The sequence below is a fragment of the Streptomyces sp. Ncost-T10-10d genome, assembly GCF_900091955.1.
In the GTDB taxonomy this organism is placed as follows: domain Bacteria; phylum Actinomycetota; class Actinomycetes; order Streptomycetales; family Streptomycetaceae; genus Streptomyces.
On the sequence record NZ_FMDF01000104.1, the window covers coordinates 1 to 26,822 of the forward strand.

Genomic DNA, 26,822 nt, shown 5'->3' on the forward strand with positions numbered 1-26,822 from the left:
GTGCCTTGTCCGCGGCCAGGAAGGAACGTATCTCCTCGTCCTGCCGACCGGCGTCCAGCGGGCGCAGGTCCAGCTCCTGCCAGGGCATGGGGCCCGGAACGGGAATCACCTGCACCGGTTCGGCGCCGTCGGTCCAGAACCCCGCGCGCAGGTTGGGGTGCCGGCGCAGCAGTGCGGACCCGGCGGCGCGCAGCCGGCCGGCGTCCGGCCGGCCGGACAGGTCGAGGACCAGCTGCACGGTGTAGACGTCGGGCGCCTGCTCGTCGTACTGGGCGTGGAAGAGCAGCCCCTGCTGCAGCGGCGAGAGCGGCAGTACGTCGTGGTGGCCGGGGTGGCGGGCGGCCAGCCGGTCCCGGTCGGCGGCGTCCAGGCGTACGAGCGGGGCCGGTTCGCCACCGGCCGGGGCGCCGTCGGCCACCCCGGCGGCGACCTGGGCCAGGGCCGCGGGGGTGCGGTGCCGGAAGACCTGCCGTGCGGTGATCCGCAGTCCGGCGGCGCGCGCCCTGGCCACCAGGGTGATCGCCGAGATGCTGTCGCCGCCCAGCTGGAAGAAGTCGTCGTCGGCACCGGCCTCGTCCAGGTGCAGGGCGTGCGCCACGGCCGCGCAGAGCACCCTCTCCCGCTCCGTCGCGGGCCGGCGGCCGGCCCCGGGCCGGGCCGGGGGCGGGGTGGGCAGCGCGGTGCGGTCGAGCTTGCCGTTGGGGAGCAGCGGCAGCGCCTCCAGCACGGTGATCTGCGCCGGCACCATGTGCCGGGGCAGCACCGCGGCCAGCTCCCCGCGCAGCGCCTCCGGGTCGGGCCCGGCCCCCGGTTCGGCCACCACGTGGCCGATCAGCCGCGGCGGGTCGTCGGCCGACACCACCGCGACGGCCTGCCGGACACCGGCGCATTCGGTCAGCGCCGTCTCGATCTCGCCCGGTTCGATCCGGTAGCCGCGGACCTTGACCTGCCGGTCGGTCCGGCCGAGGAACTCGAGGTCGCCGTCGTGGTTCCGGCGCACCAGGTCACCGGTCCGGTACATGCGCGTGCCCGGCGCCCCGAACGGGTCGGCCACGAACCGCTCGGCGGTCAGGCCGAACCGGCCGGTGTAGCCGCGGGCGACATGGGGGCCGGCGGCGTACAGCTCTCCCGGGACCCCGGGAGGCACCGGGCGCAGCCGGTCGTCCAGCACGTAGCAGGCGGTGTTCGGCAGCGGTCGTCCGATCGGCGCGACCGCGGTCGGCGGCTGCTGCCGGCCCGGCCATGTGGTGGCGACGACGGTGGTCTCGGTCGGGCCGTACCCGTTGACGAACGACACGTCGGCGCCCAGCCGCACGACCAGCTCGGCCGGGCACGCCTCGCCGCCGACGAAGACCACCCGGAGCGTGGGCGGCGCACCGGCCGGAAGGGTGGCCGCGACCGGTGTCGGTGCGAGGAGGTGCGTCACCGCGTGCCGGCGCAGCCAGTCCGCCAGCTCCGCACCGAGGAGGGCCGGTTCGCTCGGGGTGACGACGAGCGCGGCACCGGCCAGCAACGTCGGCAGCAGTTCCAGCACCGAGATGTCGAAGGACCAGGTCGACCGGTTGGCCACGCGGTCGTCCGGCCCGATGCCGAGCAGGTCGATGTGCGCGTGGGCGAGGTTGCTCAGCCCGGAGTGCGGGACCGCCACGCCCTTGGGCCGGCCGGTCGATCCGGAGGTGTACAGCACATAGGCGAGGCCGGCCGGCCGCAGCGGGGCCGTCCGGTCGGCATCGGTGAGGTCGGCGTCGTCGGCCCCGGCCAGCTCGGCGAGCACGGCCGGGTCGTCCAGCGCCAGCACCGGGGCCTCGGACAGGTCCTGGTCCGCCGTCGCGGCGAGGGTGAGGACGAGCGCGGGCGCGGAGTCGGTCAGCAGGAACTCCCGGCGGAGCGGGGGGAGGTCGGGATCGACCGGTACGTAGGCGGCGCCGGCCTTGAACACCGCGAGCACCGCGACGATCATCTCCGCGGACCTCGGCAGGACCAGGGCGATCCGCCACTCGGGACCCGCGCCGCGCCGGACGAGCAGCCGGGCGAGCCGGTTGGCGCGGCTGTTCAGCTCGGCGTAGCTCAGGCAGACGCCGGCGCCGACCACCGCCGGGGCCTCGGGGCTCGCGGCCACCCGGGCCTGGAACAGGTCCGGCACCAGCCCGGCCGGCAGCTCCCGGTGCGGACCCCGGCCGTCCGCCGGCCGCGCCCCCTCCTCCGCGCCGGCCAGCGGGAGGTCCGCCAGCCGGGTCTCCGGCGAGGCAGCGGCCAGAAACCTGACGTAGCGCTCCGCCAGGGCCTGGGCCGTGCGGCGGTCGAACAGGTCGGTGCGGAAGCTCAGCCGCCCCTCCTGCGGACCCAGTTCCAGAACGAGCTCGTCCTTGGCGGTGCCGGTGTCGACCAGCTCGTTCCCGGAGTCGGGCAGGTAGTTGAACGCGATCTGGTAGAGCGGGGAGATACTGGGGTCGCGTTCGGGCGACAGCTCCTCGACCAGCTTCTGGAACGGCAGCTGGGAGTGCTCCAGCGCGTCGGCCACCGCATCGCGGGTACGGGCCACCAGCTCGCCGAAGGTCGGGTTCCCGGACGCGTCGGTGCGCAGCACGACCGTGTTGACGAACATGCCGATCAGCGCGCCCACCTCGGGCAGGACGCGTCCGGACACGGGAACGCCGACCACCACGTCCGCACTGCCCGAGGTACGCGCCAGCAGGGCCGTGAACGCCGCGAGCAGCACCGTGAACGGTGTGGTGCCGCCGCGCCGCGCGAGCGCGGCCACCGCGTCGCCGACCTCCTCGGGCACGGCGAACCGCACGGTGTCACCGGTGTTGCTCCGGACCGGGGGGCGCCGCCGGTCCAGCGGCAGGGCGTGCACCGGTGGCAGCCCGGCCAGCCGCCGTCGCCAGTAGGCCAGGTCCGGCTCGAACTCGCCGCTGTCGTACCGGGAGCGCTGCCAGGTGGCGTAGTCGGCGTACTGCACAGGCAGCGGCGGAAGCTCGGCGGGGCGGCCCTCCGCGGCCGCCCGGCACAGCTCGGTGACCTCATGGTCCAGCAGGGCCACCGAGGCGGCGTCGAACGCGCTGTGGTGGACCACCACCAGCAGCAGCCGGTCCGCTTCGGAGAGGCGGACCAGCCGGGCGCGGAACAGCGGGGCCCGCGTCAGGTCGAAGGGCTCCGCGGCCAGCTCGGTGAGGAGCTCCTCGGTCCGGCTGCGGGCCGCCGCCCGCTCCAGGGACCGCAGGTCCTCCTCGTCCACGGTCAGTTCCACGTGCTCGTGAACGGTCTGGCGGAGCGAGCCGTCCGCCGCCTCCGCCAGGGATGTCCGCAGGGCCTCATGGCGCTCCACCACGGTGCGCAGGGTCGCTGCCATGTCTCCGGCGCCGAGCGCGACACCGGACAGCGACACGACGGTGGGGACGTTGAACGCCGGGGAGTCCGGATCAAGCCGGCTCGCGAACCACACCCGCTCCTGGTCGAAGGAGGCCGGAGTACTCCAACCCGTCATGGCCGCCAACCCCCGGTCCCCACTTGCCTTCCCGCCGCACGCCGAATCCCTTCGGCCGTACGCCGGCCCGCCCGTTCCCGACCCCGCCTGCGGAGGCACATGGTTCCACCTCCCGAAGCGCTCCCACAAGATCTTGACCGCTACAGAAAACCGCACGCGCAACGGGGTTGACCGAATCTCACTTCAATAACGAGCAAGATCATGGCAGTTGGCCCGGCGCAGTGCGTGGGCTACGCTCCGACGCGGGGTGTGTGCCTCCGTCTCAGCCCTCCTCGCCGACGCGGAGCACCTCGTGAACATCACGATCGTTTTTCCCCCCGCCGCTGATCCTTCGCTGCCCTACGGCGCTCTGCCGCTGCTCGGCGCGGTCCTGAAGCGGGCCGGTTACCCGGACGTGTCGCTGCGCGACGTGAACCTCGAGGCGTTCGACGATCTCTGGCGACCGGACGCACTGGCCGAGGCGCTGCACCGCGAGGACGTTCCCGGCCGGACGAGCGGCACGGCTGCGGAACTGATCGCCGACATCGACGCGGCGCGCGCCATTCTGCGCGACCCGGTCGACTTCTACGACCCGATGAAGCTCCTGTTCGCCAAGCGCCTGTTCCACCTCGCCGGCGACCTGCTCTCGGCATCGCATCCACGGGTCCGGTTCGGCAAGTACTCCTATTCGCCGAGCTCCTACGACTCCTACGAGGAGATCGAAGCAGCCGTCCGGACCGACGCGGGCCCGCTCGCCCGGTACTTCGAGACGACCACCGTTCCGTCGCTGCTGGCCGCGGCCCCGAAGGTGATCGGCCTGTCCGTCCCGTACTTCTCCCAGCTGATACCCGCGTTCATCCTGGCCGACCGCATCCGCGCAGCGGATCCCGGCATCCACCTCACCTTCGGCGGCCCGGTGATCACCTGGGGCAAGGAGGTGCTGATGGCGGACGGACGGTTCGGACGCTGGATGGACTCCTTCTTCGTCGGCGAGGCAGACGAGACGTTCCTGCACTTCGTCGACGCGCTGCACGGCAAGCGTGACCTCACCGCCGTCGTCAACATGGTCCGGTACGTGGACGGCCAAGTCGTCAGCCAGCTCGACGACCACTACCAGCTCGATCTGGACTGGTCGCCCACGCCGGACTTCACGATGATGCCGATGGACCGCTATTTCGCGCCCAAGCGCATCATCTGTCTGATGCCCACGCGCGGCTGCTACTTCAACAAATGTGCTTTCTGCAACTACGCGTTCATCAAGATGACGCCGTACCGGATGCGCTCGCCGCAGCTCATCGCCGAGGACGTCGCCACCATCCAGAAGGCCACCGGCGAGAGCGTGTTCTCGTTCGAGTCCGACGTCATGCTGCCCCTGCACCTGAAGCAGATATCCGAAGCCCTGATAACCCGCGGCACGGACATCAAATGGCACGGCGTGGCCCGCTTCGAGAAGGGGATGACGGACGAACTCTTCGCCACCATGCGCCGGGCCGGCTGCGTGCGCCTGTACATGGGGATGGAGAGCGCCAACGAACGCGTGCTGGAGGCGATGGTCAAGGGGACCGACCGGCAGCGCATGTCGAACATCCTGCGCATGTGCAGCTCGGCGGGTATCTCCGTGGAGGCCGGGGTGTTCAGCGGCTTCCCGTCCGAGACGGCGGAGGAGGCGGACGACACCTACCGGTTCGTCCGCGACCACCGGCACGTCATCGCCCGTGCGGACGTGGGCACGTTCAGGCTGCTCAAGGGCGCTCCCATCGCCGACACCCCCGAGAAGTACGGGATCATCGTCCTCGGCGACCCCAAGAAGCGCTGGTACCACCTGGACTTCCGGCACACGGCACCGCAGGAGGTGTCGGACGGCGCGGCGGCCATGGAACGGATCCAGCGCCTCTACCCGGAGGTCGCCCTGATCGACGTGCCGGAGGACATCCTCTACAACGCCGACGTGGGCCCGGACGCGTTCCGCCGGTTCTTCGCCGCCGCCGGCGAATCGGCGACCCCGTCGAAGGCGGTACCTGACGAGGCGACGGTCGCCCTGTCCACCGACTGCGAGCTGCAGCGGGTCCATGTGGCCAACTCCGGGGCCGTGCACTTCGACGACCCCGCCGCGCAGGGCGCGCGCCCCGTCTTCGAGGTGTCACGCATGACGCTGACCATCGCCGTCGACAGGGCGGCCTCGGCCCTGTACCCCCTGAGCCCCGCGGAGGAGTTCGTCCTGCGCCGTCTCGGAGAGGGCCCGATGTCCGCCGCCGGTCTGCGCGCCGAGATCCAGAAGTACGCGGAGTCGGGCGCTGACCCCGACGACACGGTCGACGTGAGCCTCCTGGACCACCTGGTGGCCCAGGGGGTCGTGGTCGTACGCGCGGTGGACGTCGCCACCGAAGCGGTACTCGGACGAGTACACCCGTGACGCGATCGAGCTCGTGCCTTCGTTCGGACGGACGGTGACCGATGTCGCCCGCGAGCCGGGCATCGGCCTCGGCGCCACCTCGTCGGCTCCGGCCCTGTCATCGTCAGTACGGGAGCGTCTCACCGGTCTTCTCAGCGACCGGCCCGAACCCACCGAGTAGCTGAACAGGTCCGGTCGGGCGGTCCCGGCAGCCCGCAAGCCCGGCCCGAGCGACTACGCCGACACCACACCGGAGCAACTTCGAGCAGACATCGGCCGGATCACCGGCATCAGCGGCGAAGTCGCGCCCCGACTAGCCGAGCGCGCGGTCCAGACCGAAGGCCGCGCTGATCAGCGCCAGGTGGGTGAAGGCCTGCGGGAAGTTCCCGGTCTGCTCCCCGGTGTGGCCGATCTCCTCCGCGTACAGACCGAGGTGGTTGGCGTACGTGAGCATCTTCTCGAAGGCGAGCCGGGCCTCGTCCAGGCGGCCGGCGCGGGCCAGTGCCTCGACGTACCAGAACGAGCAGATCGAGAACGTGCCCTCATCGCCCCGCAGTCCGTCCGGGCTGGCCTGCGGGTCGTAGCGGTAGACCAGCGAGTCGGACACCAGGTCCTCGCCCAGCGCGTCCAGCGTGGCGAGCCACTTCGGGTCGGTCGGGGAGACGAACTTCGCCAGCGGCATCATCAGCAGGGACGCGTCGAGGACGTGGCCGTCCTCGTACTGGACGAAGGCGTGCCGCTCGTCGGACCAGCCATGGCGCATGATCCGGCGATAGATCGCATCCCGGGCCCGCCCCCACCGCACGATGTCGACGGGCAGGCCGCGATGCTGGGCCAGCCGCATGGCGCGCTCGATGGCCACCCAGCACATCAGTCGCGAGTAGAGGAAGTTCTTGCGCCCGCTGCGCGCCTCCCAGATCCCCTGGTCGGGCTGGTCCCAGTGGTCGCACACCCAGTCGACCACCTCGCTGATGCTGTCCCAGTGCGCACTGGAGATGGGCTGCCCCCACTTGTTGTAGAGGTAGAGGGCGTCGATGAGCGCCCCGTAGATGTCCAGCTGCAACTGGCCGACGGCATCATTGCCGACGCGTACGGGGGCCGAGCCCCGGTACCCCTCGAGATGGGTCAGCTCGCGCTCGGGCAGCTCACGGCGCCCGTCGATGCCGTACATGATCTGCAGCGGGCCGGTCGTCTCGGTCACTTCGAGGGGGACATGCTCGGAAAGGAAACCCATGAAGGCCTCGGCCTCCTCGGTGAAGCCGAGCCTGAGCAGCGCATACACACAGAACGCCGCGTCACGGATCCAGACGTAGCGGTAGTCCCAGTTGCGCTCGCCCCCGATGCGTTCGGGCAGGCTGGTGGTCGGTGCGGCGATGATGGCACCGGTCGGGGCGTAGGTGAGCAGCTTCAGGGTGAGGGCGGAGCGCTGCACCATCTCCCGCCAGCGACCGCGGTACCGCGACCGGGACAGCCACCGCCGCCAGTAACCGACGGTGGCGTTGAACTGCTGCTCCGCCTCGGACAGCGGGCAGAAACGGGGCGCCACGTCGCCGCCGACCCGGTCGAGGGCGAAGACCGCGGACTCGCCCTCGTGCAGCTTGAACAGCGACCATACGTCCTGGCCGGCGACCTCGAGCGGCACACTCGACGTCAGCGCGAGAGTGAGTGAGGGCGATTCGAAGACCGCCTGGCGATGCTGTGCGTGCACGGTGTGCGGCTGCGCCCCGTACTCGAAACGGGGGGCCACACGGGCGCGGAACGGCAGCGATCCGCGGACGCACACCACGCGGCGGATCAGACGGTGCCGGTCGGCCTCGCGCGAATCGTCGAGTACCGGCATGAAGTCCTGGACCTCGCCGACCCCGTCCTCCGCGAAGAAGCGGGTGATCAGCACATTGGTGTCGGGGAAGTAGAACTGCTTGGTGCGCGTCGGGGCATCCGCCGCGAGCTCGAAGTACCCGCCACGGTCGGCGTCGAGGATCGACGCGAAGACACTGGGTGCGTCGAAGCGCGGGCAGCAGTACCAGTCGATGGTGCCGTTCGTGCCCACCAGCGCCGCGCTGCGCAGATCGCCGATCAGGCCGTGCTCGGCAACGGGCAGATAGCGGGGCGCGCCGACGCCCGGGGACGCGCCGAAACCACTGAACGTTCCGGTGCTCGCATTGGCCTCCACAGTCACGACGGACCTCCCTGAGCCTGCGCCCCCCTTCTTCAGGCTAACCAGCCGTCGACGTGCAGGACAGCGGGAGACGGGCCCGGTACCGTGCCCGCCCGTCGGCGCCGAGCGCATCGATGTCAGGATGGTTGCATGACGAGCAAGGTTTACTTCGACATCACCATCAATGACGAGCCCGCTGGGCGGATCACGTTCACACTGTTCGACGACGTCGTTCCCAAGACCGCGGAGAACTTCCGCGCGCTGGCGACCGGCGAGAAGGGCTTCGGCTACAAGGGATCGTCCTTCCACCGGATCATCCCCGACTTCATGCTGCAGGGCGGCGACTTCACCCAGGGCAACGGCACGGGTGGCAAGAGCATCTACGGGGCGAAGTTCCCGGACGAGAACTTCAAGCTCGCGCACACCAAGCCGGGCCTGCTCTCCATGGCCAACAGTGGCCCCGACTCCAACGGCTCCCAGTTCTTCATCACGACCATCGTGACGTCGTGGCTGGACGGCAAGCACGTGGTGTTCGGCGAGGTCGACAACCAGGAGAGCATGGACCTGGTCAAGAAGATCGAGGCCCTCGGCACGCAGAGCGGCCGGCCCCAGGCGAAGATCACCATCGCGGACAGCGGCGTCCTCTGACCCGCATACGGAACCGCTGAACGAGCGCGCCGTCCGACGGACTCCGTCGGACGGCGCGCTCCGTCGTATCCGGCCGGAGAGGGACGGCCTCGGCCGACCGGCCGACCGGCCGCGCGATTCCGCTCGGTACGGTGTTCGGATGGGGAACGTCTTTCACGGCGCGGGCCGCAGCCTGTCCATGTCCAACGGGAGCACGGACGTCTTCGTCGATGTGCTCATGCTGGCCGTGTCCGACCTCGCCGAGAGCGTCTGGGAGCACCGCTTCGCCGCTCTGCTGACCTTGCAGGACCAGAACGTCATCGGGCGCGGGGTGGTCGGGTTCGATCTGGAGGACGTCGACTGGGGCCGCTCCCCGCACGAGCAGGCCGCGGCGAAGGACTTCGTCCTGCGGGTGCTCGATCTCGCGCTGCGCAGGCACCGGTGGGACGAACTGGACTACGAGCCGCCCTTCGCCGAGGGCTTTCTGCGGCAGTACCGGGAGATGGTCGAGGCCTTCGATCCGGCCGACGTGGAGCGGCCGAGCGGCGGCTTCCCCTTTCCCGGCCCGGAGGAAGCCGCCATGGCCTCGTGCGTGCGGCACCGCGTCCTGTGCGCGCCGGCCCATTGGGAGGCATGCGTGTTCTGTACGGCGCTCTGGTGATCCCGCACCGGTGGCGCGGATTCCGCAGCCTTCACTGTCAACTGATGGTTGACAGTGAAGATGTGTCAACCTACAGTTGACACATGGTGAAACCTGTACGCCCAACCAATCCCGTACGCCTCGACGACCTGATCGAGGCCATCAAGAAGGTCCACACCGACGCCCTCGACCAGCTCTCCGACGCGGTCATCGCCGCGGACCACCTCGGTGATGTGGCCGACCATCTGATCGGGCACTTCGTGGACCAGGCCCGGCGCTCGGGCGCTTCCTGGACGGAGATCGGGAAGAGCATGGGGGTGACCAGGCAGGCGGCCCAGAAACGGTTCGTCTCCAAGGACCCCGGCGAGCCCTCGGACCTGGACCCCAGCCAAGGGTTCGGCCGCTTCACCGAGCGGGCCAGGAACGTCGTGATGACCGCGCAGAACGAGGCCCGCGCGGTGGGTAACAACGAGGTGCGCACCGAGCACCTGGTGCTGGGACTGCTCGCCGAGCCGGAGGCCCTGGGCCCCGCGTTCATCAAGTCCCAGGGCGTGGCGCTGGAGGCCGTCCGTCAGGCCGCGACCGATGCTCTGCCGGCCGCGGTCGACGAACTGCCGGACCTCATCCCGTTCGACGCCGGCGCCCGCAAGGCGCTGGAGCTGACGTTCCGGGAGGCCCTGCGGATGGGCCACAACTACGTCGGCACGGAACACATCCTGCTCGCCCTGCTGGAGCAGGAGGACGGCGCGGGTGTGCTGACAGACCTCGGCATCGACAAGGCGACCGCCGCGACGAGCATCGCCGCGGCCCTCACGCTCATCGCCAACGACAAGGCGACCGCCGAGACGGGCATCGCCGAGGCCCTCACGCACATCGCCACCGCCTCGGACAAGGAGGCCTGACCGAAGCGGCCCGTCCGGGGGAAGACGTGATGCGCCCGCGAGAGGCGGCCGTTCAGCGGGCTCCCGCTTCGAGCCTGAGGCTCCAGCGGCCCGGCACACCGGTGAGCGTGACCGTGGACAACGGTCGGACGTCGACGTTCCAGTACGTCGACGGCGGGGCCCCCAGCGCATAGACGAGGGCGGCCCGGACCACTGCCGGTTCCGCGACGGTGACGATGGCGCCGTCGCATGCGGGGCGGGTGTCCAGCCAGCCCCCTATCCGCGAGATGAAGGCGAGCAGCGGTTCACCGCCGTGCGGGGCTGAGCGTGGGTCCGCGAGCCACGCGTCGACGGCCGCGGGTTCGCATGCCGTGACATCGGCGAGGGTGCAGCCGCGCCAGCGGCCCATGTCGCAGTCGCGCAGGGCGGGCTGGACGAGCGCGGCGTATCCGAGCGCCTCACCGGTGGCGCGGCTGCGTGGGGTCGGTGAGCAGTAACGCAGTTCGGCGGCGGCCAGGAGCGGTACGAGGGCGTGTGCGGCGAGCTGCACCTCGTGCCAGCCGGCGTGGTCGAGCGGCCGGTCGTCGTCGAAGCGCTCGGCGAGCAGGGCGGAGCTGCGTGCCGCGGCGACGAGCGAGACTCGAACAGTCATGGCGGTGATCGTGGATCCCAACGCCACGCGGGTCAAGAGGGCCTTCGCAAGCGCGTCCGGCTCAGCCGAGCCGGAGGAAGTACATCCACTTGTGCGGGTCCTTCAGTGGCTCGAAGTCGACCTTCTCGTAGGCCCCGTGGGCATCCTCGGTGGCGAGCGTGAACCTGCGGTGGTGGATACGGGCCGCGTCCGGACGGGACGGGTCGGACGAGATCTCGTGACGTTGCCGGGGCCTGTCGTCGTTCATGGCCGGAGGCCGTCCCCCTGACCGGTCAGGACTTCGTCGCAGGCGGTGCGCAGTCGTCGGACCCCTTCGGCGATCTCGGCCGCCCCGGCGACCGTGGCGAAGCTCAACCGGACCTGCGGGAAAGGGGGTTCGGCGCAGAAGTACGGGCGGCCGGGTGCGATGGCCACGCCCGCGCGCAGAGCCGCCGAGACCACCGCGGACTCGTCCGTACCGGCTTCCGCGTCGGGCAGGCGCAGCCACAGGCTGCCGCCGCCCGCGGGGATGTGCGGGAGCGCGAGGGCGGGCAGCTCCTGCCGCAGGGCCGTCGTCATGGCGGTGCGCCGGTTTCTCAGCTCGGTCGATACGGAACGCAGATGGTGACCCCATGCCGGGGAGCCGACCAGTTCGAGCGCGGCCTCCTGGAGCGGTCGGGGTACGAAGAAGCTGTCGACGATCTGGATGGCGCGCAGCCGTCCCAGCACCGGACCGCGGGCGGCGAGCGCGCCCACCCGCAGGCTGGGCGAGGTGACCTTGGTCAGGGAGCAGACATGCACGACCACACCGTCCGGGTCGTCGGCGGCCAGGGGTGCGGGCAGCGGCCCGGCGTCGTCGTGGACCAGGCGGCGGGCGAAGTCGTCCTCGATGACGAAGGCTCCCGCCGCACGGGCGATCCGCACGACCTCGCCGCGCCGTTCGGGGGCGAGGACCGCGCCGGTCGGGTTCTGGAAGAGCGGCTGGCAGACGAAGACGCGCGCGCCGGTGGCCCGGAAGGCGGCGGCGAGCAGTTCCGGCCGCACACCGTCGGCGTCGACGGGTACCGGTACGGGCCGCAGTCCGGTGGCGCGGGCGGCGGCAAGCATTCCCGGGTAGGTGGGCGATTCGACCAGGACCGGGGCGCCGGGCGGGGCGAGGGCGCGCAGTGCGGTGGCCAGGGCGCTCTGGCCACCCGCGGTGATCAGTACGTCGGCGGCGGTGAGTGCGGGCCCGATCTCCCTGGCGAACCAGGCACGCAGTTCGGTCAGACCGTCGGTGGGCGGGCGGTCCCAGGCGCCGGGGCGGCGGCCGGCCCTGGCGAGGGCGGCGGCGAGCGCCCGCTCCGGCTGGAGCGAGGAGTGGAGGTAGCCGCCGTTGAGCTCGATGACGCCAGGCGGCGGTGCGGTGAGCGTGACCAGGACACCGGAGGCGTCGACGGTACGCGGCACCGCTTCGGGGCCGCCGTCGCCGCTGAGGGAGATCTCCTGCCAGGAGGTGTCGCCCGGCGGGGGCACATCGGTACGGGGCTGCGCCCGGAAGGCGCCGGAGCCGGGGCGGGTGACGACGAGCCCCTCGGCGGCGAGCTGGGCAATGGCCCGGGAGACGGTGACGGGGCTGACCCGGAAGCGCTCCACGAGGGCCCGGCTCGACGGCAGCTTTCCACCGGGTGAGTAGCGGTTCAGTTCACCACGGAGAGAATCAACGAGTTCAGCGACGCTGCTACGCTCTTGCATGAAAGTTAAGGATAGCGCTACTCCCGAAAGTGCGATAGCGGTCGGCTCATCGACGGCCGGCCCGTCGAACGGCGGCGGCGCAGTTCTCGCCGGGATCGGTGTCGTCGCCTTCTCGCTGACCTTCCCGTCCACGGCCTGGGGCCTGGAGAGCTTCGGCCCCTGGTCGCTGGTGGCGCTGCGCACCCTGCTCGCCGCCGCGATCGCGGGTGGTGTGCTGCTGGCGGGCCGTGTCCCCGTACCGGACCGTCGGCACCGGGCAGGGCTCGTCGTCGTCGCCGCCGGTGTGGTGGTCGGCTTCCCGCTGCTGACGACGCTGGCGCTGCAGACATCGACGACCTCTCACGCAGCCGTTGTGGTCGGGCTGCTGCCGCTGACCACCGCGGTGTTCTCCTCGCTGAGGACCGGGGCGCGGCCGCCGCGCGCCTTCTGGATCGCGGCGCTCGCCGGGGCGGCCGTGGTGATCGCGTTCACCGTGCAGGAGAGCGGTGGTGCGCTGTCCGGCGGTGATCTGTACCTGTTCGGTGCACTGCTGGTGTGCGCGGCGGGATACACCGAGGGCGGCAGGCTGGCCGGGGTCATGCCGGGCTGGCAGGTGGTCGGCTGGGCTCTGATCCTCTCCCTGCCGCTCGCGGTGGCGGGGGCGGCCGTCGCGTTGCCGTTGGAGCCGGTGCGGCTGACCGCGCACGGGGTGATCGGACTGGTCTGGGTGGCGGCCGGGTCCACCTTCTTCGGCCTGTACGTCTGGTATCGCGGGATGGCGGAGATCGGGGTTCCGCGGGCCAGCCAGCTTCAGCTCGCGCAGCCGTTGCTGACACTGGTGTGGTCGTTCTTCCTGCTCGGCGAGGAGGTCTCGGCGGCGGCGCCGGTGGCCGCGATCGCGGTGCTCGTCTGCATCGCGGCCACCCAGCGGACGGGGCGCGCCCGGCGTCGTGGGTGAGAACCACGAACCTTCCACCGGGCGAAGTCGCTTTTCGGTCATAGACTTGTCGACAAGGACCGCACCCGTGAGGAGGTCACTCCCGATGGAGGCACACGCGGGCGACCGGCTGCTGACGCACGGCAGGACCGTGGGACAGCACGACCGGGTCGCAGAGATCGTCGAAGTGCTCGGGGCCGGGGGCACCCCCCCGTACCGCGTCCGCTTCGAGGACGGACACGAACACCTGATTTCGCCCGGTCCCGACAGCGTCGTACAGCACACCGTCGTCCGGAAGCAGGCACCGGAGACCCCGTAGCGGCCTCCGGCGGACGGCACTGCTCTTCGCCCCCGGGCCCTGGGCGGGCCGATCAGTTCCGGGCAGCCCGCCCACAACACCCCGCGTCCACTCCGCTCTTCTGTCAGCGGGGTGGACGCACTCTGTTGCGATAGTGGTCGGCCACCACCCGGTCCATGGTTCCGATCCGGTCCGTGACCACGTCCTTGCCGGAGAAGTAGACATGACCGCGCACCTGGTCGTAGGCGGCGGCGAAGTCGAGGTGGCGGGAGAGTTCGGCCGGGTCCTGCCAGGCGGCGGGCTGGGCCGGGTCACCGGCCTTGTAGAGGGCCTCGCCCACGAACAGATCGACGCCTGTGCCCCGTACGACCGCGTTCCACCAGGGCAGCAGCTTGGCGTAGTCGGCGGCGGCGAAGCCGATGTTCCAGTAGATCTGCGGGCAGATGTAGTCGATCCAGCCCTTCTGGACCCAGCCGCGGGTGTCGGCGTGCAGATCGTCGTAGGTCTGCACACCCGCCTTCGTGTCGGAGCCGAGCGGGTCGGTCGCGGCGTTGCGCCACACACCGAACGGGCTGATCCCGAACTGGACGTTCTTCTTGATCTTCTTGATCCGCTCGGCCGTCTCGCGCACCAGTTTGTCGGTGTTGTCGCGCCGCCAGGCTGCCTTGTCGGGGAAGCCCGCACCGTATTTCGCGTACGTGGCGTCGTCGTCGAAGACCTGCCCGGCCACCGGGTACGGGTAGAAGTAGTCGTCCCAGTGCACGGCATCGATGTCGTAGCGGCGGACCGCGTCGAGCATCGCGTCCTGGACGAAGCGGCGGACCTCGGGGATTCCGGGGTTGTAGTAGAGCTTCCCGCCGTACGGCAGGACCCAGTCGGGGTGCAGCCTGGCGGGGTGGGTGGCGACCAGGCGGGACGGATCGGTGTGGTTGGCGACCCGGTACGGGTTGAACCAGGCATGCAGTTCGAGCCCGCGGCGGTGCGCCTCGCGGACGGCCGTGCCCAGCGGATCCCAGCCGGGGTCCTTGCCCTGCACCCCGGTGAGGTACTGGGCCCACGGTTCGTAGGGCGAGGGCCACAGCGCGTCGGCCGTCGGCCGGACCTGGAGGATCACGGCGTTCAGCCGCCGGTCGACGGCCTCGTCGAGGTACGCGATCAGCTCGGCCTGCTGCGCGGCCGCTGTCAGACCGGGCGCGGAGGGCCAGTCGATGTTGGCGACGGTGGCGACCCACATGCCGCGCAGTTCACGCCGTGCCACATGACGCCCACGCTTGCGCGGCGCCGTGTCCGCCGGTTCGGTGCCGGTCTGCCGGGACGGCACCGCGACGGCATCACCGGCCGTGGTGATGGTGCTCACCACCGCTGCGACCACCCCGGCCGCACCCGCCACAAAGCCTCTTCTGGCCATTTGCCGCATTTCTTTGCACCTGCCGTCTCTCTGTCCTCGTCCGTCGCCCCGGTAGCCGGGCGTAACGCAGAGCATGCCCGCCCCGGCCCGCAATGACCCGTAGGTCGCGGAGTAACGTCGGGGGGTCGGGGCGGGCACCGGAATCAGACGGGAACCTGCGACACGCAGAACAGCGAAAGGCACGAGGTGACGGACTCTATGGCCGACATTGCACGCGTCGGAGTGGTGGGCTGTGGCCAGATGGGCGCGGGTATCGCGGAAGTGTGCGCCCGCAGCGGTCTTGAGGTCATGGTGGCCGAGACCACCGGCGAGGCACTGGAGATCGGCCGCACCCGGCTGCACAACTCCCTCTCGAAGGCCGCCGAACGCGGCAAGATCACTCCGGAGGAGCGTGACGAGACACTGGCTCGTCTGAGCTTCACCACCGACCTCGGAGAGTTCGCCGACCGCGATCTCGTCATCGAGGCCGTCGTGGAGAACGAGCAGGTCAAGACCGAGATCTTCCAGGTACTCGACCAGGTGGTGACCCGGCAGGACGCGATCCTCGCCTCGAACACCTCCTCCATTCCGCTGGTGAAGCTGGCCGTGGCCACCGCTCGCCCGGACCAGGTCATCGGCATCCACTTCTTCAACCCGGCCCCGGTGCAGAAGCTCGTCGAGCTGATTCCCGCGCTGACGACGTCCGACGAGACGGTGAAGCGCGCCGAGGCCCTGGTCCAGGACGTGCTCGGCAAGCACCCGATCCGCGCCCAGGACCGCTCCGGCTTCGTCGTCAACGCGCTGCTGATTCCGTATCTCCTCTCCGCGATCAGGATGTTCGAGTCGGGGATCGCCAGCCGTGAGGACATCGACAACGGCATGGAGCTCGGCTGCGCCCACCCGATGGGCCCGCTCAAGCTCTCCGACCTGATCGGTCTGGACACCGTGGCCTCGGTCGCCGACTCGATGTACGCGGAGTTCAAGGAGCCGCTGTACGCCGCTCCCCCGCTGCTCCAGCGGATGGTGGACGCGGGCCGGCTCGGCCGCAAGACGGGCTCGGGCTTCTACCCGTACTCCTGATCCGTCCCTCGCGCCCGCACGGGGCCGGCCGGGAAACCCCCGGCCGGCCCCTTTCGCGGTTGTGGGGCTTCATCCCGGCCTCGGCTCCGGGGGTTTCATCCCAGCCGTAAGTGATGGAGCATCATCAGTCCGGCCACCATGCCCGCGGCCGGGACCTCGCCGCGGGCGATCATGTCGGGCACCAGCTTGAGCGGTATCCACTCGCGGCGCGAGGACTCGAAGTCGTCGCTGGGCTGGCCGGTCCACGTGGCCTCCTCGGACCAGTAGAGGTGGTGCAGGGCGTCGGTGAGGCCGTTCGACGGCTCCACGGTCAGCAGCGGGCGCAGCGGTCCCGGGCGCCAGCCGGTCTCCTCCTCCATCTCCCGGGCGGCGGCCGCCGCGATGTCCTCGCCGTCCTCGACGACGCCCGCGGCGAGTTCCCAGCCCCAGCTGTCGGTGATGAACCGGTGCCGCCAGAGCAGCAGTACCTCGTTGGCCTCGTTGACGACGGTGGCCGCCGCGACGGGGCGGAGCCGGATGAGGTAGTGGTCGAGATGGCGGCCGTCGGGGATGAGTACATCCGCGAGATTGACCCGGAACCAGCGATTCTCATACACGGTTTGCTCGTTCAGATTCGTCCACTGCACGGTTTTGCCACCTTCCGACAAGTAGGTGACAACATCGCAGCAGGAGCGGGACCGGAGGGGAACGTACCGGAACCCGCGGGTACGCACTCACAGCGGCACGCGCAACGCCCCGTCGATCAGTTCGGCGGCCCGCCCCGCGTCGGCAGAGCCACTCGCGATCAGATCCGCACGCACCGCACGCAGCCGGTCGCGCAGCCGCTGCGACTCCATGCCCCTGGCCCGCTCCGCCATCTCCACGGCCGTGGCCGCCGCCCGGTCCGCCTCGCCCTGACGCAGCTCGATATGGGTCAGTATGGCCAGCCGGTGCACCCGGCCCCGGTCGTGCGCCGGGGTCCGCACGGCCGTCACCGCGTGTTCCCTGGCCCCGGGCAGATCGCCGAGACCGAGCAGGGCCTCGGCCACCTGCACATCGACCAGGCCCGGCTGGACGTACCCCGTCTCGTCCGGTTCATGACCCGGCCGGATGCGTCCGGCCTCCGACTCGGCGCGCCGGATGCACTCCAGGGAGCTTGTGGCGTCGCCGATATGCGCGTACGCCTTGGCCTGCATCGCGTACAGATCGGCGGCCAGCGCGGGAGTGATGTGCCGGCCGGCTGCCCGAAGCGCCGCCTGCGCGAAGGCCACCGACTGCCGGTACTCGGCGAGGAACAGCGACTGGTTGACCAGCAGGGCGATCACATAGCCGCCGAGCCCCCGGTCCCCGCTCGCCTTGGCCAGCCGCAGTGCCTGGTGGAAGTAGCGCTGGGCGAGCCCGTGCGCGTCGGAGTCGTAGGCGCAGATGCCCGCGACCGCCACCAGCCCGCCCGTCGCCCGGTGCAGTTGGCGCCCCATCGCGTCGCTGTAGCCGCCGCGCAGCAGCGGGGCCGTCTCGCTGTTGAGGAATCCGACGATGCGGGAACGGGTCGCGATTCCGCCTGCCCTGCGGTACATCAGTTCGTAGTGGGCACGGGCCGCACGCAGGGTCATTGTGTCGGCCGTGCAGACCCGGGTCGTACCGGTGCGGGAGACATCGACGTCCTCCGGCGGGTTCTCCCACTCCCAGACGGGCATCACCGCGGTCGTGCCCGTGACGGCGGCCGAGGCGAGTATGTGCGGGCGCTGCTGGTCGTCGGAACGCCACAGCGCGGTGGCCCGCTCGACGAATCCGGTGAGCGTGGATCCGGGCACGGCCGCGCCGGCGCCCGGGGTCGCCATGCCGATGTCGTCCAGCGAAAGAGGCCTGTTCAGCCGGTTCCCGAGCACTTCACAGATCAGGTCGGGTACCTGGCCGCGCGGGCGCTGCCCCTTCAACCAGCGTGCCACCGCGGTGTGTTCGTAGCGCAGGCACAGTCCGCGGGAGCGGCCGGCCCGGTTGATGTGCGCGGCGAGGCCCGCCCGGGAGACATCCGCCTCCTCGATCAGGGCCTCCAGCAGAATGTTGGGCTCCGTCGCCCCCATTTGCCCCTCCGGTGGTTCGGCACGCCGAGGCGTGCCGAACCAGTGGAGCACGATTCACACGGGGTGTGAACGCAATGCCCGAACCGTCCCGCTGCGCACTCTGTTGCGCCGGTCCGCGGATCGGTTGAATCAGTCGTCTCGCAAGAGGCGGCCGGGTCGTCTGCTCCCCCTCGTACAGTCGACGACCCGCACCCGCGCCGTCCGTTTCCGCCGACCTGCCCGACACTCCGTGGCGGCGCGGACAGTGCGGGGAACGCCCGCGAGCGGTTCTGTGCCGCTCGGCGAGCACAGGAGGGGCGTATCCGGTCACCGGATACGCCCCTCTTTCATGATGTGTGCCGCATGAGGCGTTACGCGCCCCGCAGCACCGCGCCCGTCCGCTCGGCGGCCAGGGCCACCGCCGCGTCGCGGGCGGCCGTGGCCTCGTCCACGGTCAGCGTGCGGTCCGCCGCGCGGAAGCGCAGCGCGTACGCCAGGGACTTGCGGCCCGCACCGATCTGGTCGCCGGTGAAGACATCGAACAGCCGCAGCGATTCGAGGAGTTCACCCGCGCCCGCACGCAGCGCCTGCTCCACCTCGGCGGCGGGGACGCTCTCGGCGACGATCAGCGCGACGTCCTGGGTCGCCACCGGGAAGGCGGAGATCCGCGGCGCTTGGAGGGCGCCCTGAGACGCCTGCTCCAGCAGGTCCAGGTTCAGCTCCATCGCGCAGCTGCGCGCGGGCAGGTGCAGCGCCTTGACCACGCGCGGGTGCAGCTCACCGGCGTATCCGACGGTGTGCTCCGCTGCGTCGATCACCACGGCGAGCTCGGCGCAGCGGCCAGGGTGCCACGGACCGTACTGGCCCTGTCGGACGATCAGTTCGGCCCCCGCCTCACGGGCGACCGTGCGGGCGGACTCGATCGCGTCCGCCCAGTCGGCCGGGCGGCCCTTGCCCCACCAGCCGGCCTGCTCACGCGCACCGGCGAGCACGACGGCGACATGGCGCGGCTGCACCGGCAGAACCCCGCTCAGACCGGCGATCTCCTCGTCGGTCGGACGGCGGTGGACCGGCAGCCGTACCGCGATGCCCTCCTGCTCGGGAGCCCGGAAGACCAGGCCCGCCTCGAAGAGCGCCAGGTCGTGGCTGCCCCGGCCGTCGTTGCGGCGCAGCGCACCGAGCAGCCCGGGCAGCAGCGTCGTGCGCAGCGCGGGCTCCTCGTCGGAGAGCGGGTTGACCAGCCTCACCAGGCTACGGTTCTCGTCGTCCACCGGGATGTCGAGCTGGTCGAGTACCTGCTCGCCGATGAACGGGTAATTCAGCGCCTCGACATAGCCGGCGCCGGCCAGCGCGCGGCCGACGCGGCGGTACAGCCGCTGCCGCTCGGTGAGCCCGCGGCCCGAGGGCGGCTTGGGCAGCGTCGAGGGGAGGTTCTCGTACCCCTCGAGCCGGATGACCTCTTCGGCCAGATCGTTCGGCTCGCCCAGGTCGGGACGCCAGGACGGGACCGTGACGACCAGCTCGTCCTGCCCGTAGACGTCGCAGCCGACCTCCTGGAGACGGCGTACGACGGTCTCGCGGCCGTAGTCGACGCCCGCGACACGGTCCGGGTGGTTCGCCGACATGGTGATCGTCCGGGGCGCGGACGGCGCGATGATCTCCGTGACACCGGCCTCGGCGGTGCCGCCCGCGAGAAGCACCAGCAGGTCGACGGTCCGCTGCGCGGCAGCTGCCGCGGCCTGCGGGTCGGCGCCGCGCTCGAAGCGCTTGGACGCCTCGGAGGCCAGCTTGTGGCGGCGCGCGGTACGGGCGATGGAGATTGCGTCGAAGTGCGCTGCCTCGATGACGACCTCGGTGGTGGCACCAACCTGGTCGTCGTGGTCGGCGACCTCGGTGTTGGCGCCGCCCATGACACCCGCGAGACCGATCGGCCCGCGGTTGTCGGTGATCACCAGGTCTGCGGGGTCCAGCACCCGCTGGACGCCATCGAGAGTGGTGAGCTTCTCGCCGGGCTCGGCGCGGCGCACCCCGATCGGCCCGTCGAGACGGGAGCGGTCGTAGGCGTGCAGCGGCTGGCCCAGCTCGAGCATCACGTAATTGGTGACGTCGACGGCGAGCGAGATCGGGCGCATCCCGGCCTTCTGGAGCCTGCGCTGCAGCCAGATCGGGGAACGGGCCTCGGGCTCCAGTCCGACGACCGTACGCGCGGTGAAGCGGTCGCAGCCGATCGGGTCGGCCACCTTCACCACGTAGCCGTACGAGTTCGGGGCGGGGACGTCGAGAAGCGCCGGGTCGCGCAGCGGCAGGCCGTACGCGATGGCGGTCTCGCGGGCGACACCGCGCATCGACAGGCAGTAGCCGCGGTCGGGCGTGACCGCGATGTCGAGGACCTCGTCGACGAGTTCGAGCAGCTCGATCGCGTCGATGCCGACCTCGTGCTCGGGCGGCAGCACGATAATGCCGCCGCTGCCGTCGTCGCCCATGCCGAGCTCGTCGCCCGAGCAGATCATGCCGTGCGAGGTCTTGCCGTACGTCTTGCGCGCGGCGATCGCGAAGTCACCGGGCAGTACGGCGCCCGGCAGGACCACGACGACCTTGTCGCCGACGGAGAAGTTGCGCGCGCCGCAGACGATCTCCTGCGGCTCGCCGGTGCCGTTGGCCTGGCCGACGTCGACGGTGCAGAAGCGGATGGGCTTCTTGAACTCCGTCAGCTCCTCGATGGTGAGGACCTTGCCGACGACAAGGGGGCCCTTGAGCCCGGCGCCGAGCTGCTCGACGGTCTCGACCTCGAGGCCGGCGGACACAAGTTTGGCCTGGACGTCACGACCGGTCTCCGTCGCCGGCAGGTCGACGTACTCCCGCAGCCAAGAAAGCGGGACCCGCATCAGATCTCCATCCCGAACGGCCGGGTGAACCGGACGTCACCCTCGACCATGTCTCGCATGTCTTCGACGTTGTGGCGGAACATCAGCATCCGCTCGATGCCGAACCCGAAGGCGAATCCGCTGTACTTCTGGGGGTCGACGCCGGTGGCGATGAGCACCTTCGGGTTGACCATGCCGCAGCCGCCGAGCTCGATCCAGCCCTCGCTGCCGCAGGTGCGGCAGGGCCGGTCCGGGTTGCCGACGGACTCGCCGCGGCACACGTAACAGACCATGTCCATCTCGGCGGACGGCTCGGTGAACGGGAAGAAGTTCGGGCGCAGCCGCGTCTTCATGTCCCGGCCGAAGAGCGCCTGGACCATGTGGTCCAGGGTGCCCTTGAGGTCGGCCATGGTCAGGCCCTCGTCGACGGCGAGCAGCTCGATCTGGTGGAAGACCGGGGTGTGCGTCGCGTCCAGCTCGTCGGTGCGGTAGACGCGACCCGGTACGACGACGTAGACCGGCGGCTCGCGGTCGAGCAGCGTGCGGGCCTGCACCGGGGAGGTGTGTGTACGCAGCACGATGCCGGACTCGTCGTCCGTGGTGCCCTCGGGGCCCTGGACGAAGAAGGTGTCCTGCATCTGCCGGGCCGGGTGGTCGGGCACGAAGTTCAGGGCGTCGAAGTTGAACCACTCCGCCTCGACCTCGGGGCCCTCGGCGACCTCGTACCCCATGGACACGAAGATGTCCTCGAGGCGCTCCATGAGCGTGGTCAGCGGGTGGCGGGCGCCGGCCGGGGTGCGGTCGTGGGGCAGCGTGACATCCACCGCCTCCTCGACCAGCACGCGGGCGTCCCGCTCGGCCTCCAGCTCCGCCTGACGGGCGGCGAGGGCCTTGCTCACGGCGCCGCGGGCCTGGCCCACGCGCTTGCCCGCCTCGGCCTTGGCCTGCGGCGGCAGGGCGCCGATCTCCCGGTTGGCGAGCGACAGGGGCGAGGTACCACCGGTGTGCGCGGTCTTCGCCTGGGCGAGCGCGTCGAGGTCACCGGCGGCGGCGAAGGCGGCGAACGCCTCGTCCCGCATGCGCTCGATCTCTTCCGGTTTCAGTGCCTCGACCTCGACTGGGTCGTACGACTTGTTCGGTGCCGACATCTCTTCCCGTGCTTCCGATTGGCTGGTACTGCGCTTACCGGGGGACAGCCCCGGACCCCCATGGCCCCGCTCGACGACTGGAGGACGCAAAGGTGCCAAAGGTCGAGTCTAAGGGTCACAGGATGTGTGGGAGGCCCGTGGGCTGCTCAGACCAGGTAGGCCGGCGTGCTCACGGGCAGGATAAATCGGAATTCCGCGCCGCCGCCGGGGCCGCGGCCGACCGTGATCGTGCCGCCGTGCGCCTCGACGATGCCCTTGACGATGTACAGGCCCAGGCCCGTACCGCCGCGCTTGCTCCCCCGCCAGAAGCGGGTGAAGACACGGCCCATCGACTCCTCGGGGATGCCAGGGCCTTCGTCGCTCACGGTGACGGCCGTTCCCTTCTCGTCGCTCTTCGCGGGTGCGGGTGCGACTTCGATGGTGACGGTTCCCTCGCCGTGGCGCACCGCGTTTTCCAACAGGTTGCCGAGCACCTGGTCGACCTTGTCCGGGTCGGCCCAGACCGCCGGCAGCGGCTGGCAGGTACGGACGAGGAAGCGGTCGGGCGTCTGGCCGTTCGCGGTGAGGGCCTGGATGTGGCGTTCGACGGCGGCGGAGAGGTCCACGGGCTGCCGTCGCAGCTCCAGCCGGCCGGAGTCGATCCGGGAGATGTCGAGCAGTTCGGCGATGAGCCGGGTGACACGGCCCGCGTCTGCGTCGACGGTCTCCAGCATCAGGCGCTTCTGGTCGTCGGTGAACCGTTCCCATTTGGCGAGGAGGGTCGCGGTGAAGCCCTTGACGGAGGTCAGCGGGGAGCGCAGCTCGTGGGCGACGATCGCGATCAGCTCGGCGTGGCTGCGTTCGGTGCGGCGACGCGCCTCGGTGCCGCGCAGCGAGATCACCAGACGGCGTACGGGGCCGGTCGGGTGCTCTCGTACGTACCGTGCGGAGACCAGGACCTCTCGGCCGCCGGGCAGCAGCAGATTGCGCTCGGGCTGACCGACCCTGGTGGCGAGGCCGCCGTACGGATCGGTCAGCGCCCACCAGCGGCGGCCCTTGAGGTCCTCCAGCGGCAGCGCGTGTTCCAGGGGGCGGCCGAGAGCGGCGGTCCGGGGCACGGCGGTGATCCGGGCGGCCGCGGAGTTGAAGCAGATGACCCGGCCGGTCTCGTCGGCGATGACCAGGCCGTCGGGGAGGTCGTCGGGATCGACGATCGCATCGACCTGTCCGAGATCCGGTCCTTCGGCCGGTTCGCCCGCCGTGCCGGGGCCTTCACCGGCGCGCACGACGGCCGCGTGTGTCTCGCGCGGCCTGCTCATGCCGACAGCCATATCCCGTACCCCACCTCTCGAACCGGTGCAGTGGGCCCCCGAGTTGGTCACCCTACTAGTCGTCGGTGACGGAGCGACACCCTGCGGGGGCGCACTGCTGCGGTCCGCCGTTCGGCGGGGTACGGGGCACGGTGTCGGTCAGACGGCGACCTCGACGCGGTCCCCGGCCGGCCGGGCCGCCCGTTCACGCCTCATGAGCGATCCGGAGGCGAACGATCCGGCGGCCGTGCAGGCCGCGATCACCATCAGGAGCAGGGCCGCACCCCACGAGGCACCGTTCGCCGCACCGGTCAGCGAGGTGGCGAGCAGCGGTACGAATCCGGCCACGACGCCCGCGAGGTTGTAGGACATCGCGACGGCGCTGTAGCGGAACGCCTCGGGGAACATTCCGGAGACCACGGCGCCGATGGGGGCGTACGGAATGGAGAGTGCGCCGATCCCGAGCCCCACCCCGAGGTAGACCAGTGCGGGCTTGCCGGTGTCGACGAGCCAGAAGGCCGGGAAGGCGACGGCCATCGTGACGAGGCCGCCGATGGCACAGACCGTCCAGGCGCCGATCCGGTCGGCGATCCGCCCCGCCACGACGAGCACGACGATCTCGACGACCGAGCCGATGACGGTGGCGTTCAGCATCACGGACTTGTCGATGCCCAGCTCGTCGGTGCCGTACGAAATGATGAACGTGGTCATCAGGAAGAAGCCGCCGACACCGAGCAGGGCCGCGCCGATGCCGATGATCATGCGGCCCCAGGTGCGGCGGAACGCCTCGATGAGCGGTGCGGGCTTCGGGCCGTTCTTCTCCGCGTCGGCGAGCATCGCGTGGAAGACCGGCGACTCCTCGATCCGCAGCCGCATGTAGAGCGCGAAGCCGAGCAGCGGGAACGCGGCGAGGAACGGCAGACGCCAGCCCCAGGAGTAGAAGGAGTCGTCGGGCAGCATCCCGACGAGGGCGAACGCGCCGGACGAGATCAGCGTGCCGACGGGCGAGCCGAGCTGCGGGATCGAGGAGTAGCTGCCGTGCTTCTCCTTCGGTGTGTGCTCCAGCGTGAGCAGCATGGCGCCGCTCCACTCACCGCCGACCGAGATCCCCTGCAGGAAGCGGAGGAGTGCGAGGAGGACGGGGGCCCAGATACCGATGGTGGCGTAGCTGGGCAGCAGGCCGATACAGCCGGTGGTGACGCCCATCATCACGACGGTGATGATCAGGGCGACCTTGCGGCCGTAGCGATCGCCGATGTGGCCGAAAACGGCCGCACCGATGGGGCGGGCGACAAAGCCCACGGCGAAGGTGACGAAGGACGCGATGGTGCCCACGGCCGGGTCCAGCTCGGGGAAGAAGAGCCGGTTGAAGACCAGGGCGGCGGCGGTGCCGTAGAGGAAGTAGTCGTACCACTCCAGGGCGGTGCCGGTGAAGGCGGCGATCAGCAGTCGCCGGATGTCCTTGATGTCGGGCGAGCTCACACGTTCTCCTGGGGACGGAGGGCCTGGTGGCCTTGGGGGGACGGGGGAACGGGCTGTGCGGGTGTGCGGGTGGCGGCCTGGGCCGCGAGGCCGTGCGGGTCGTGGACGGGATCGCCGTCGACGACGGTCGCGAGGACCTGGAGCGAGCCGATCCGGTCCGGATCGGTGCGGAGCGGGTCGGCGTCGAGGATCGTGAGGTCGGCGAGCTGCCCGGGGACGAGGCGCCCCTTGCGGCCGCCGAAGCCGGTGGCGCGGGCGGAGCCCTCGGTCCAGGCCCGCAGGGCATCGAGGACCGGGACGCGCTCGTCGGGCCCGTACACCGCACCCGAGCCGGTGCGCCGCTGCACCATGGCCTGGATGGCGGGCAGCGGGGCGCCGGGCGCGACGGGCCGGTCGGAGCTGCCGGGTACGGGCAGCCCGAGGTCGAGCAGCGAGCGCAACCGGTAGGACCAGGCGGTGCGCCGCGCGCCGAGCGACTCCGCCATGGCGTCGCCGAACGGCGGCAGGAAGTTGTGCTGCGGTACGGGGACCACGCCGAGTTCGGCGAACCGTCCGAGCTGGTCGGGGCGGACCACTCCGGCATGCTCGATGCGGTGGAGCACGCCGGGGCGCGGGAGCTCGCGCTGAGCGCGGGCGAATGCGTCGAGCGCGAGGTCGACGGCCCGGTCGCCGATGGCATGGGCGGCGACGGTCCAGCCGGAGCGGTGGGCGGCGACGACGGTTTCGGTCATGGCGTCGGCGTCGTTCTGGAGGTATCCGGTGGGGTTGGCCGCCTCTGCCTCGTTGTGCGGGCAGCCGCAGAAGGGTTCGGTGACGGCGGCGGTCCGGCCGAGCAGGGAACCGTCCAGGAAGATCTTGACGGGGCCGAGGGAGAGCCGGTCGTCGCCGAAGCCGGTGCGTATCCCGAGGTCGAGCCCGAGGCCGATGCCGTCGTCGGCGTGCGAGACCAGCGGGTGCAGGACGTCGGAGGCGGCCATCAGCTGCGCGCGGGTGTGGAGCCTGCCGGTGTCGCGGGCGAGCTGGTACGCGGCGAGTTCGACGGGAGTGTGGCCGATCCAGCCGCCGCCGATGCCGGCCTCCGTGAAGCTGGTGATGCCTTCGGTGAGGTAGTGGCGGGTGGCGGCTCCGACGGCGTCGGCGACGGTCTCCACGGGGTACGGGAGTACGTGCCGCTGCACGAGGCGCTGGGCGGTCTCCTCCAGGAGTCCGTCGGGCCGGCCGTCCTCGTCGCGGGAGACGACCCCGCCGTCCGGGTCGGTGAAGCCTTCGGCCAGGATGCCCGCGAGGCGCAGCACCGGGGTGTTGACGACGCAGGCGTGGCCGGAGGTGTGCTTCAGCCACACCCGCCGGCCGCCCGCGGCCCGGTCGAGGGCGTCGCGGTGCGGGTAGCGCCCGCCGGTCCGGTTGTGGTCGAGTCCGGCGCCGATCACCCAGGCGTCCTCGGGCAGCGTGGCGGCGTACGCGGCCACGGCGTCGTACACCTCGTCGACGGTCCGTGCGCCGGAGACGTCGAGCTGGGTGAGAGTGAGGCCGAACCACGCGGAGTGGCAGTGGGCGTCGTTGAAGCCGGGCACGACCGTGGCGCCGCCCGCGTCGACGACCCGGGCGGCCGGGAGGTGCTCGACCTCCTCGTCGAGCCCGACGATGCGGCCGTGCAGTGCGCCGAGGGTGCGGGCGGTGGGCCGGGCGTCGTCGAGGGTCAGGATGTTCGCGTTGCGGACCAGCAGATCGAGTTTCACGGGCGAAGGGCTTTCGGGCTCAGGGCTTTCGGGCTCAGGGCTTTCGGG

General features: G+C 71.0%; 21 protein-coding genes. 8 read left to right on the forward strand and 13 right to left on the reverse strand.

Translation table 11 applies throughout. The features are described from left to right. The coding region (locus GA0115254_RS16760; protein ID WP_093896097.1) for a non-ribosomal peptide synthetase at positions 1–3,487 on the reverse strand (3,487 nt) is incomplete at its 3' end. 292 nt (positions 3,488–3,779) lie between these two features. On the opposite strand from GA0115254_RS16760, the gene GA0115254_RS16765 reads away from it, so the two are divergent. Further along, the gene (locus GA0115254_RS16765; RefSeq protein WP_093896098.1) at positions 3,780–5,879 is read left to right on the forward strand and encodes a B12-binding domain-containing radical SAM protein; all 2,100 of its coding nucleotides are present in this window, start codon (positions 3,780–3,782) and stop codon (positions 5,877–5,879) included. A 13-nt stretch (positions 5,880–5,892) separates the two neighbouring features. Then, on the forward strand, positions 5,893–6,039 hold the full coding sequence (locus GA0115254_RS44505; protein ID WP_176740157.1) for a hypothetical protein: 147 nt from the start codon (positions 5,893–5,895) through the stop codon (positions 6,037–6,039). Between the two features lie 132 nt (positions 6,040–6,171). On the opposite strand, the gene GA0115254_RS16770 is transcribed toward GA0115254_RS44505, so the two are convergent. Next, positions 6,172–8,031 carry a glycoside hydrolase family 15 protein gene (locus GA0115254_RS16770; protein WP_218105548.1) on the reverse strand — a complete coding sequence of 620 codons (1,860 nt, stop codon included), beginning with the start codon at positions 8,029–8,031 and terminating at the stop codon, positions 6,172–6,174. A 135-nt stretch (positions 8,032–8,166) separates the two neighbouring features. Here GA0115254_RS16770 and GA0115254_RS16775 point away from each other — a divergent pair, with 135 nt between their 5' ends. From GA0115254_RS16775 to GA0115254_RS16785, 3 genes are all read left to right on the forward strand, one after another. Further along, the gene (locus tag GA0115254_RS16775) at positions 8,167–8,664 is read left to right on the forward strand and encodes a peptidylprolyl isomerase (protein ID WP_093896100.1); all 498 of its coding nucleotides are present in this window, start codon (positions 8,167–8,169) and stop codon (positions 8,662–8,664) included. A 139-nt stretch (positions 8,665–8,803) separates the two neighbouring features. Beyond that, positions 8,804–9,304 carry a hypothetical protein gene (locus GA0115254_RS16780; protein ID WP_093896101.1) on the forward strand — a complete coding sequence of 167 codons (501 nt, stop codon included), beginning with the start codon at positions 8,804–8,806 and terminating at the stop codon, positions 9,302–9,304. An 83-nt stretch (positions 9,305–9,387) separates the two neighbouring features. Beyond that, positions 9,388–10,185, forward strand: coding sequence for a Clp protease N-terminal domain-containing protein (locus GA0115254_RS16785; RefSeq protein ID WP_093896102.1), 798 nt, complete (start codon positions 9,388–9,390; stop codon positions 10,183–10,185). A 52-nt stretch (positions 10,186–10,237) separates the two neighbouring features. Here GA0115254_RS16785 and GA0115254_RS16790 read toward each other — a convergent pair whose 3' ends face one another. From GA0115254_RS16790 to GA0115254_RS16800, 3 genes are all read right to left on the reverse strand, one after another. Continuing rightward, on the reverse strand, positions 10,238–10,816 hold the full coding sequence (locus GA0115254_RS16790; RefSeq protein ID WP_093896103.1) for a histidine phosphatase family protein: 579 nt from the start codon (positions 10,814–10,816) through the stop codon (positions 10,238–10,240). 61 nt (positions 10,817–10,877) lie between these two features. Next, entirely contained in the window at positions 10,878–11,063 is a 186-nt protein-coding gene (locus GA0115254_RS16795) for a hypothetical protein (RefSeq protein ID WP_093896104.1), read from the reverse strand. Further along, on the reverse strand, positions 11,060–12,529 hold the full coding sequence (locus GA0115254_RS16800; RefSeq protein WP_093896105.1) for an aminotransferase-like domain-containing protein: 1,470 nt from the start codon (positions 12,527–12,529) through the stop codon (positions 11,060–11,062). The genes GA0115254_RS16795 and GA0115254_RS16800 overlap by 4 nt, the downstream gene beginning before the upstream one ends. Between GA0115254_RS16800 and GA0115254_RS16805 the strand changes: the two genes are divergently transcribed. Continuing rightward, a complete protein-coding gene (locus tag GA0115254_RS16805; protein ID WP_093896106.1) occupies positions 12,528–13,466 on the forward strand; it encodes a DMT family transporter in 939 nt (312 codons plus the stop codon). The two genes, GA0115254_RS16800 and GA0115254_RS16805, sit on opposite strands and share 2 nt — an antisense overlap. Before the next feature lie 85 nt (positions 13,467–13,551). After that, complete coding sequence (locus GA0115254_RS16810; protein WP_093896107.1) at positions 13,552–13,764, forward strand: DUF1918 domain-containing protein; 213 nt, start codon at positions 13,552–13,554, stop codon at positions 13,762–13,764. Positions 13,765–13,867: 103 nt separating this feature from the next. On the opposite strand, the gene GA0115254_RS16815 is transcribed toward GA0115254_RS16810, so the two are convergent. Next, complete coding sequence (locus GA0115254_RS16815; RefSeq protein WP_093896108.1) at positions 13,868–15,160, reverse strand: glycoside hydrolase family 10-like protein; 1,293 nt, start codon at positions 15,158–15,160, stop codon at positions 13,868–13,870. Positions 15,161–15,349: 189 nt separating this feature from the next. Here GA0115254_RS16815 and GA0115254_RS16820 point away from each other — a divergent pair, with 189 nt between their 5' ends. Continuing rightward, positions 15,350–16,210: a 3-hydroxybutyryl-CoA dehydrogenase gene (locus GA0115254_RS16820; RefSeq protein WP_093896109.1), complete on the forward strand. Its 861-nt coding sequence runs from the start codon at positions 15,350–15,352 to the stop codon at positions 16,208–16,210. A 95-nt stretch (positions 16,211–16,305) separates the two neighbouring features. On the opposite strand, the gene GA0115254_RS16825 is transcribed toward GA0115254_RS16820, so the two are convergent. The 7 genes from GA0115254_RS16825 to GA0115254_RS16855 all read right to left on the reverse strand — a co-directional run bounded on the left by GA0115254_RS16825 (position 16,306) and on the right by GA0115254_RS16855 (position 26,774). After that, positions 16,306–16,836 (reverse strand): NUDIX domain-containing protein, encoded by a 531-nt coding sequence (locus tag GA0115254_RS16825; protein WP_093896110.1) that lies wholly within the window; start codon positions 16,834–16,836, stop codon positions 16,306–16,308. An 87-nt stretch (positions 16,837–16,923) separates the two neighbouring features. Next, complete coding sequence (locus tag GA0115254_RS16830; protein ID WP_093896111.1) at positions 16,924–18,273, reverse strand: transcriptional regulator; 1,350 nt, start codon at positions 18,271–18,273, stop codon at positions 16,924–16,926. Between the two features lie 350 nt (positions 18,274–18,623). After that, positions 18,624–21,137, reverse strand: a complete 2,514-nt coding sequence (gene pheT / locus GA0115254_RS16835; RefSeq protein ID WP_093896112.1) for a phenylalanine--tRNA ligase subunit beta — start codon at positions 21,135–21,137, stop codon at positions 18,624–18,626. After that, complete coding sequence (gene pheS / locus GA0115254_RS16840) at positions 21,137–22,264, reverse strand: phenylalanine--tRNA ligase subunit alpha (protein ID WP_093896113.1); 1,128 nt, start codon at positions 22,262–22,264, stop codon at positions 21,137–21,139. The genes pheT and pheS overlap by 1 nt, the downstream gene beginning before the upstream one ends. A 146-nt stretch (positions 22,265–22,410) precedes the next feature. Beyond that, positions 22,411–23,574: a sensor histidine kinase gene (locus tag GA0115254_RS16845; protein ID WP_093896114.1), complete on the reverse strand. Its 1,164-nt coding sequence runs from the start codon at positions 23,572–23,574 to the stop codon at positions 22,411–22,413. Positions 23,575–23,712: 138 nt separating this feature from the next. Then, the gene (locus GA0115254_RS16850; protein ID WP_093896115.1) at positions 23,713–25,035 is read right to left on the reverse strand and encodes an MFS transporter; all 1,323 of its coding nucleotides are present in this window, start codon (positions 25,033–25,035) and stop codon (positions 23,713–23,715) included. After that, the gene (locus tag GA0115254_RS16855; RefSeq protein ID WP_093896116.1) at positions 25,032–26,774 is read right to left on the reverse strand and encodes an amidohydrolase; all 1,743 of its coding nucleotides are present in this window, start codon (positions 26,772–26,774) and stop codon (positions 25,032–25,034) included. Before GA0115254_RS16855 ends, GA0115254_RS16850 begins: the two co-directional genes overlap by 4 nt. Between the last annotated feature and the right edge of the window lie 48 nt (positions 26,775–26,822).

Bases quoted from the DNA above. Each gene is read 5' to 3' on its own strand.
- GA0115254_RS16775 (WP_093896100.1), top strand. From the start codon at position 8,167: ATGACGAGCAAGGTTTACTTCGACATCACCATCAATGACGAGCCCGCT.
- GA0115254_RS16780 (WP_093896101.1), top strand. From the start codon at position 8,804: ATGGGGAACGTCTTTCACGGCGCGGGCCGCAGCCTGTCCATGTCCAAC.
- GA0115254_RS16785 (WP_093896102.1), top strand. From the start codon at position 9,388: ATGGTGAAACCTGTACGCCCAACCAATCCCGTACGCCTCGACGACCTG.
- GA0115254_RS16790 (WP_093896103.1), bottom strand. From the start codon at position 10,816: ATGACTGTTCGAGTCTCGCTCGTCGCCGCGGCACGCAGCTCCGCCCTG.
- GA0115254_RS16795 (WP_093896104.1), bottom strand. From the start codon at position 11,063: ATGAACGACGACAGGCCCCGGCAACGTCACGAGATCTCGTCCGACCCG.
- GA0115254_RS16805 (WP_093896106.1), top strand. From the start codon at position 12,528: ATGAAAGTTAAGGATAGCGCTACTCCCGAAAGTGCGATAGCGGTCGGC.
- GA0115254_RS16800 (WP_093896105.1), bottom strand. From the start codon at position 12,529: ATGCAAGAGCGTAGCAGCGTCGCTGAACTCGTTGATTCTCTCCGTGGT.
- GA0115254_RS16810 (WP_093896107.1), top strand. From the start codon at position 13,552: ATGGAGGCACACGCGGGCGACCGGCTGCTGACGCACGGCAGGACCGTG.
- GA0115254_RS16815 (WP_093896108.1), bottom strand. From the start codon at position 15,160: ATGCGGCAAATGGCCAGAAGAGGCTTTGTGGCGGGTGCGGCCGGGGTG.
- GA0115254_RS16820 (WP_093896109.1), top strand. From the start codon at position 15,350: ATGGCCGACATTGCACGCGTCGGAGTGGTGGGCTGTGGCCAGATGGGC.
- GA0115254_RS16830 (WP_093896111.1), bottom strand. From the start codon at position 18,273: ATGGGGGCGACGGAGCCCAACATTCTGCTGGAGGCCCTGATCGAGGAG.
- pheT (WP_093896112.1), bottom strand. From the start codon at position 21,137: ATGCGGGTCCCGCTTTCTTGGCTGCGGGAGTACGTCGACCTGCCGGCG.
- pheS (WP_093896113.1), bottom strand. From the start codon at position 22,264: ATGTCGGCACCGAACAAGTCGTACGACCCAGTCGAGGTCGAGGCACTG.
- GA0115254_RS16845 (WP_093896114.1), bottom strand. From the start codon at position 23,574: ATGGCTGTCGGCATGAGCAGGCCGCGCGAGACACACGCGGCCGTCGTG.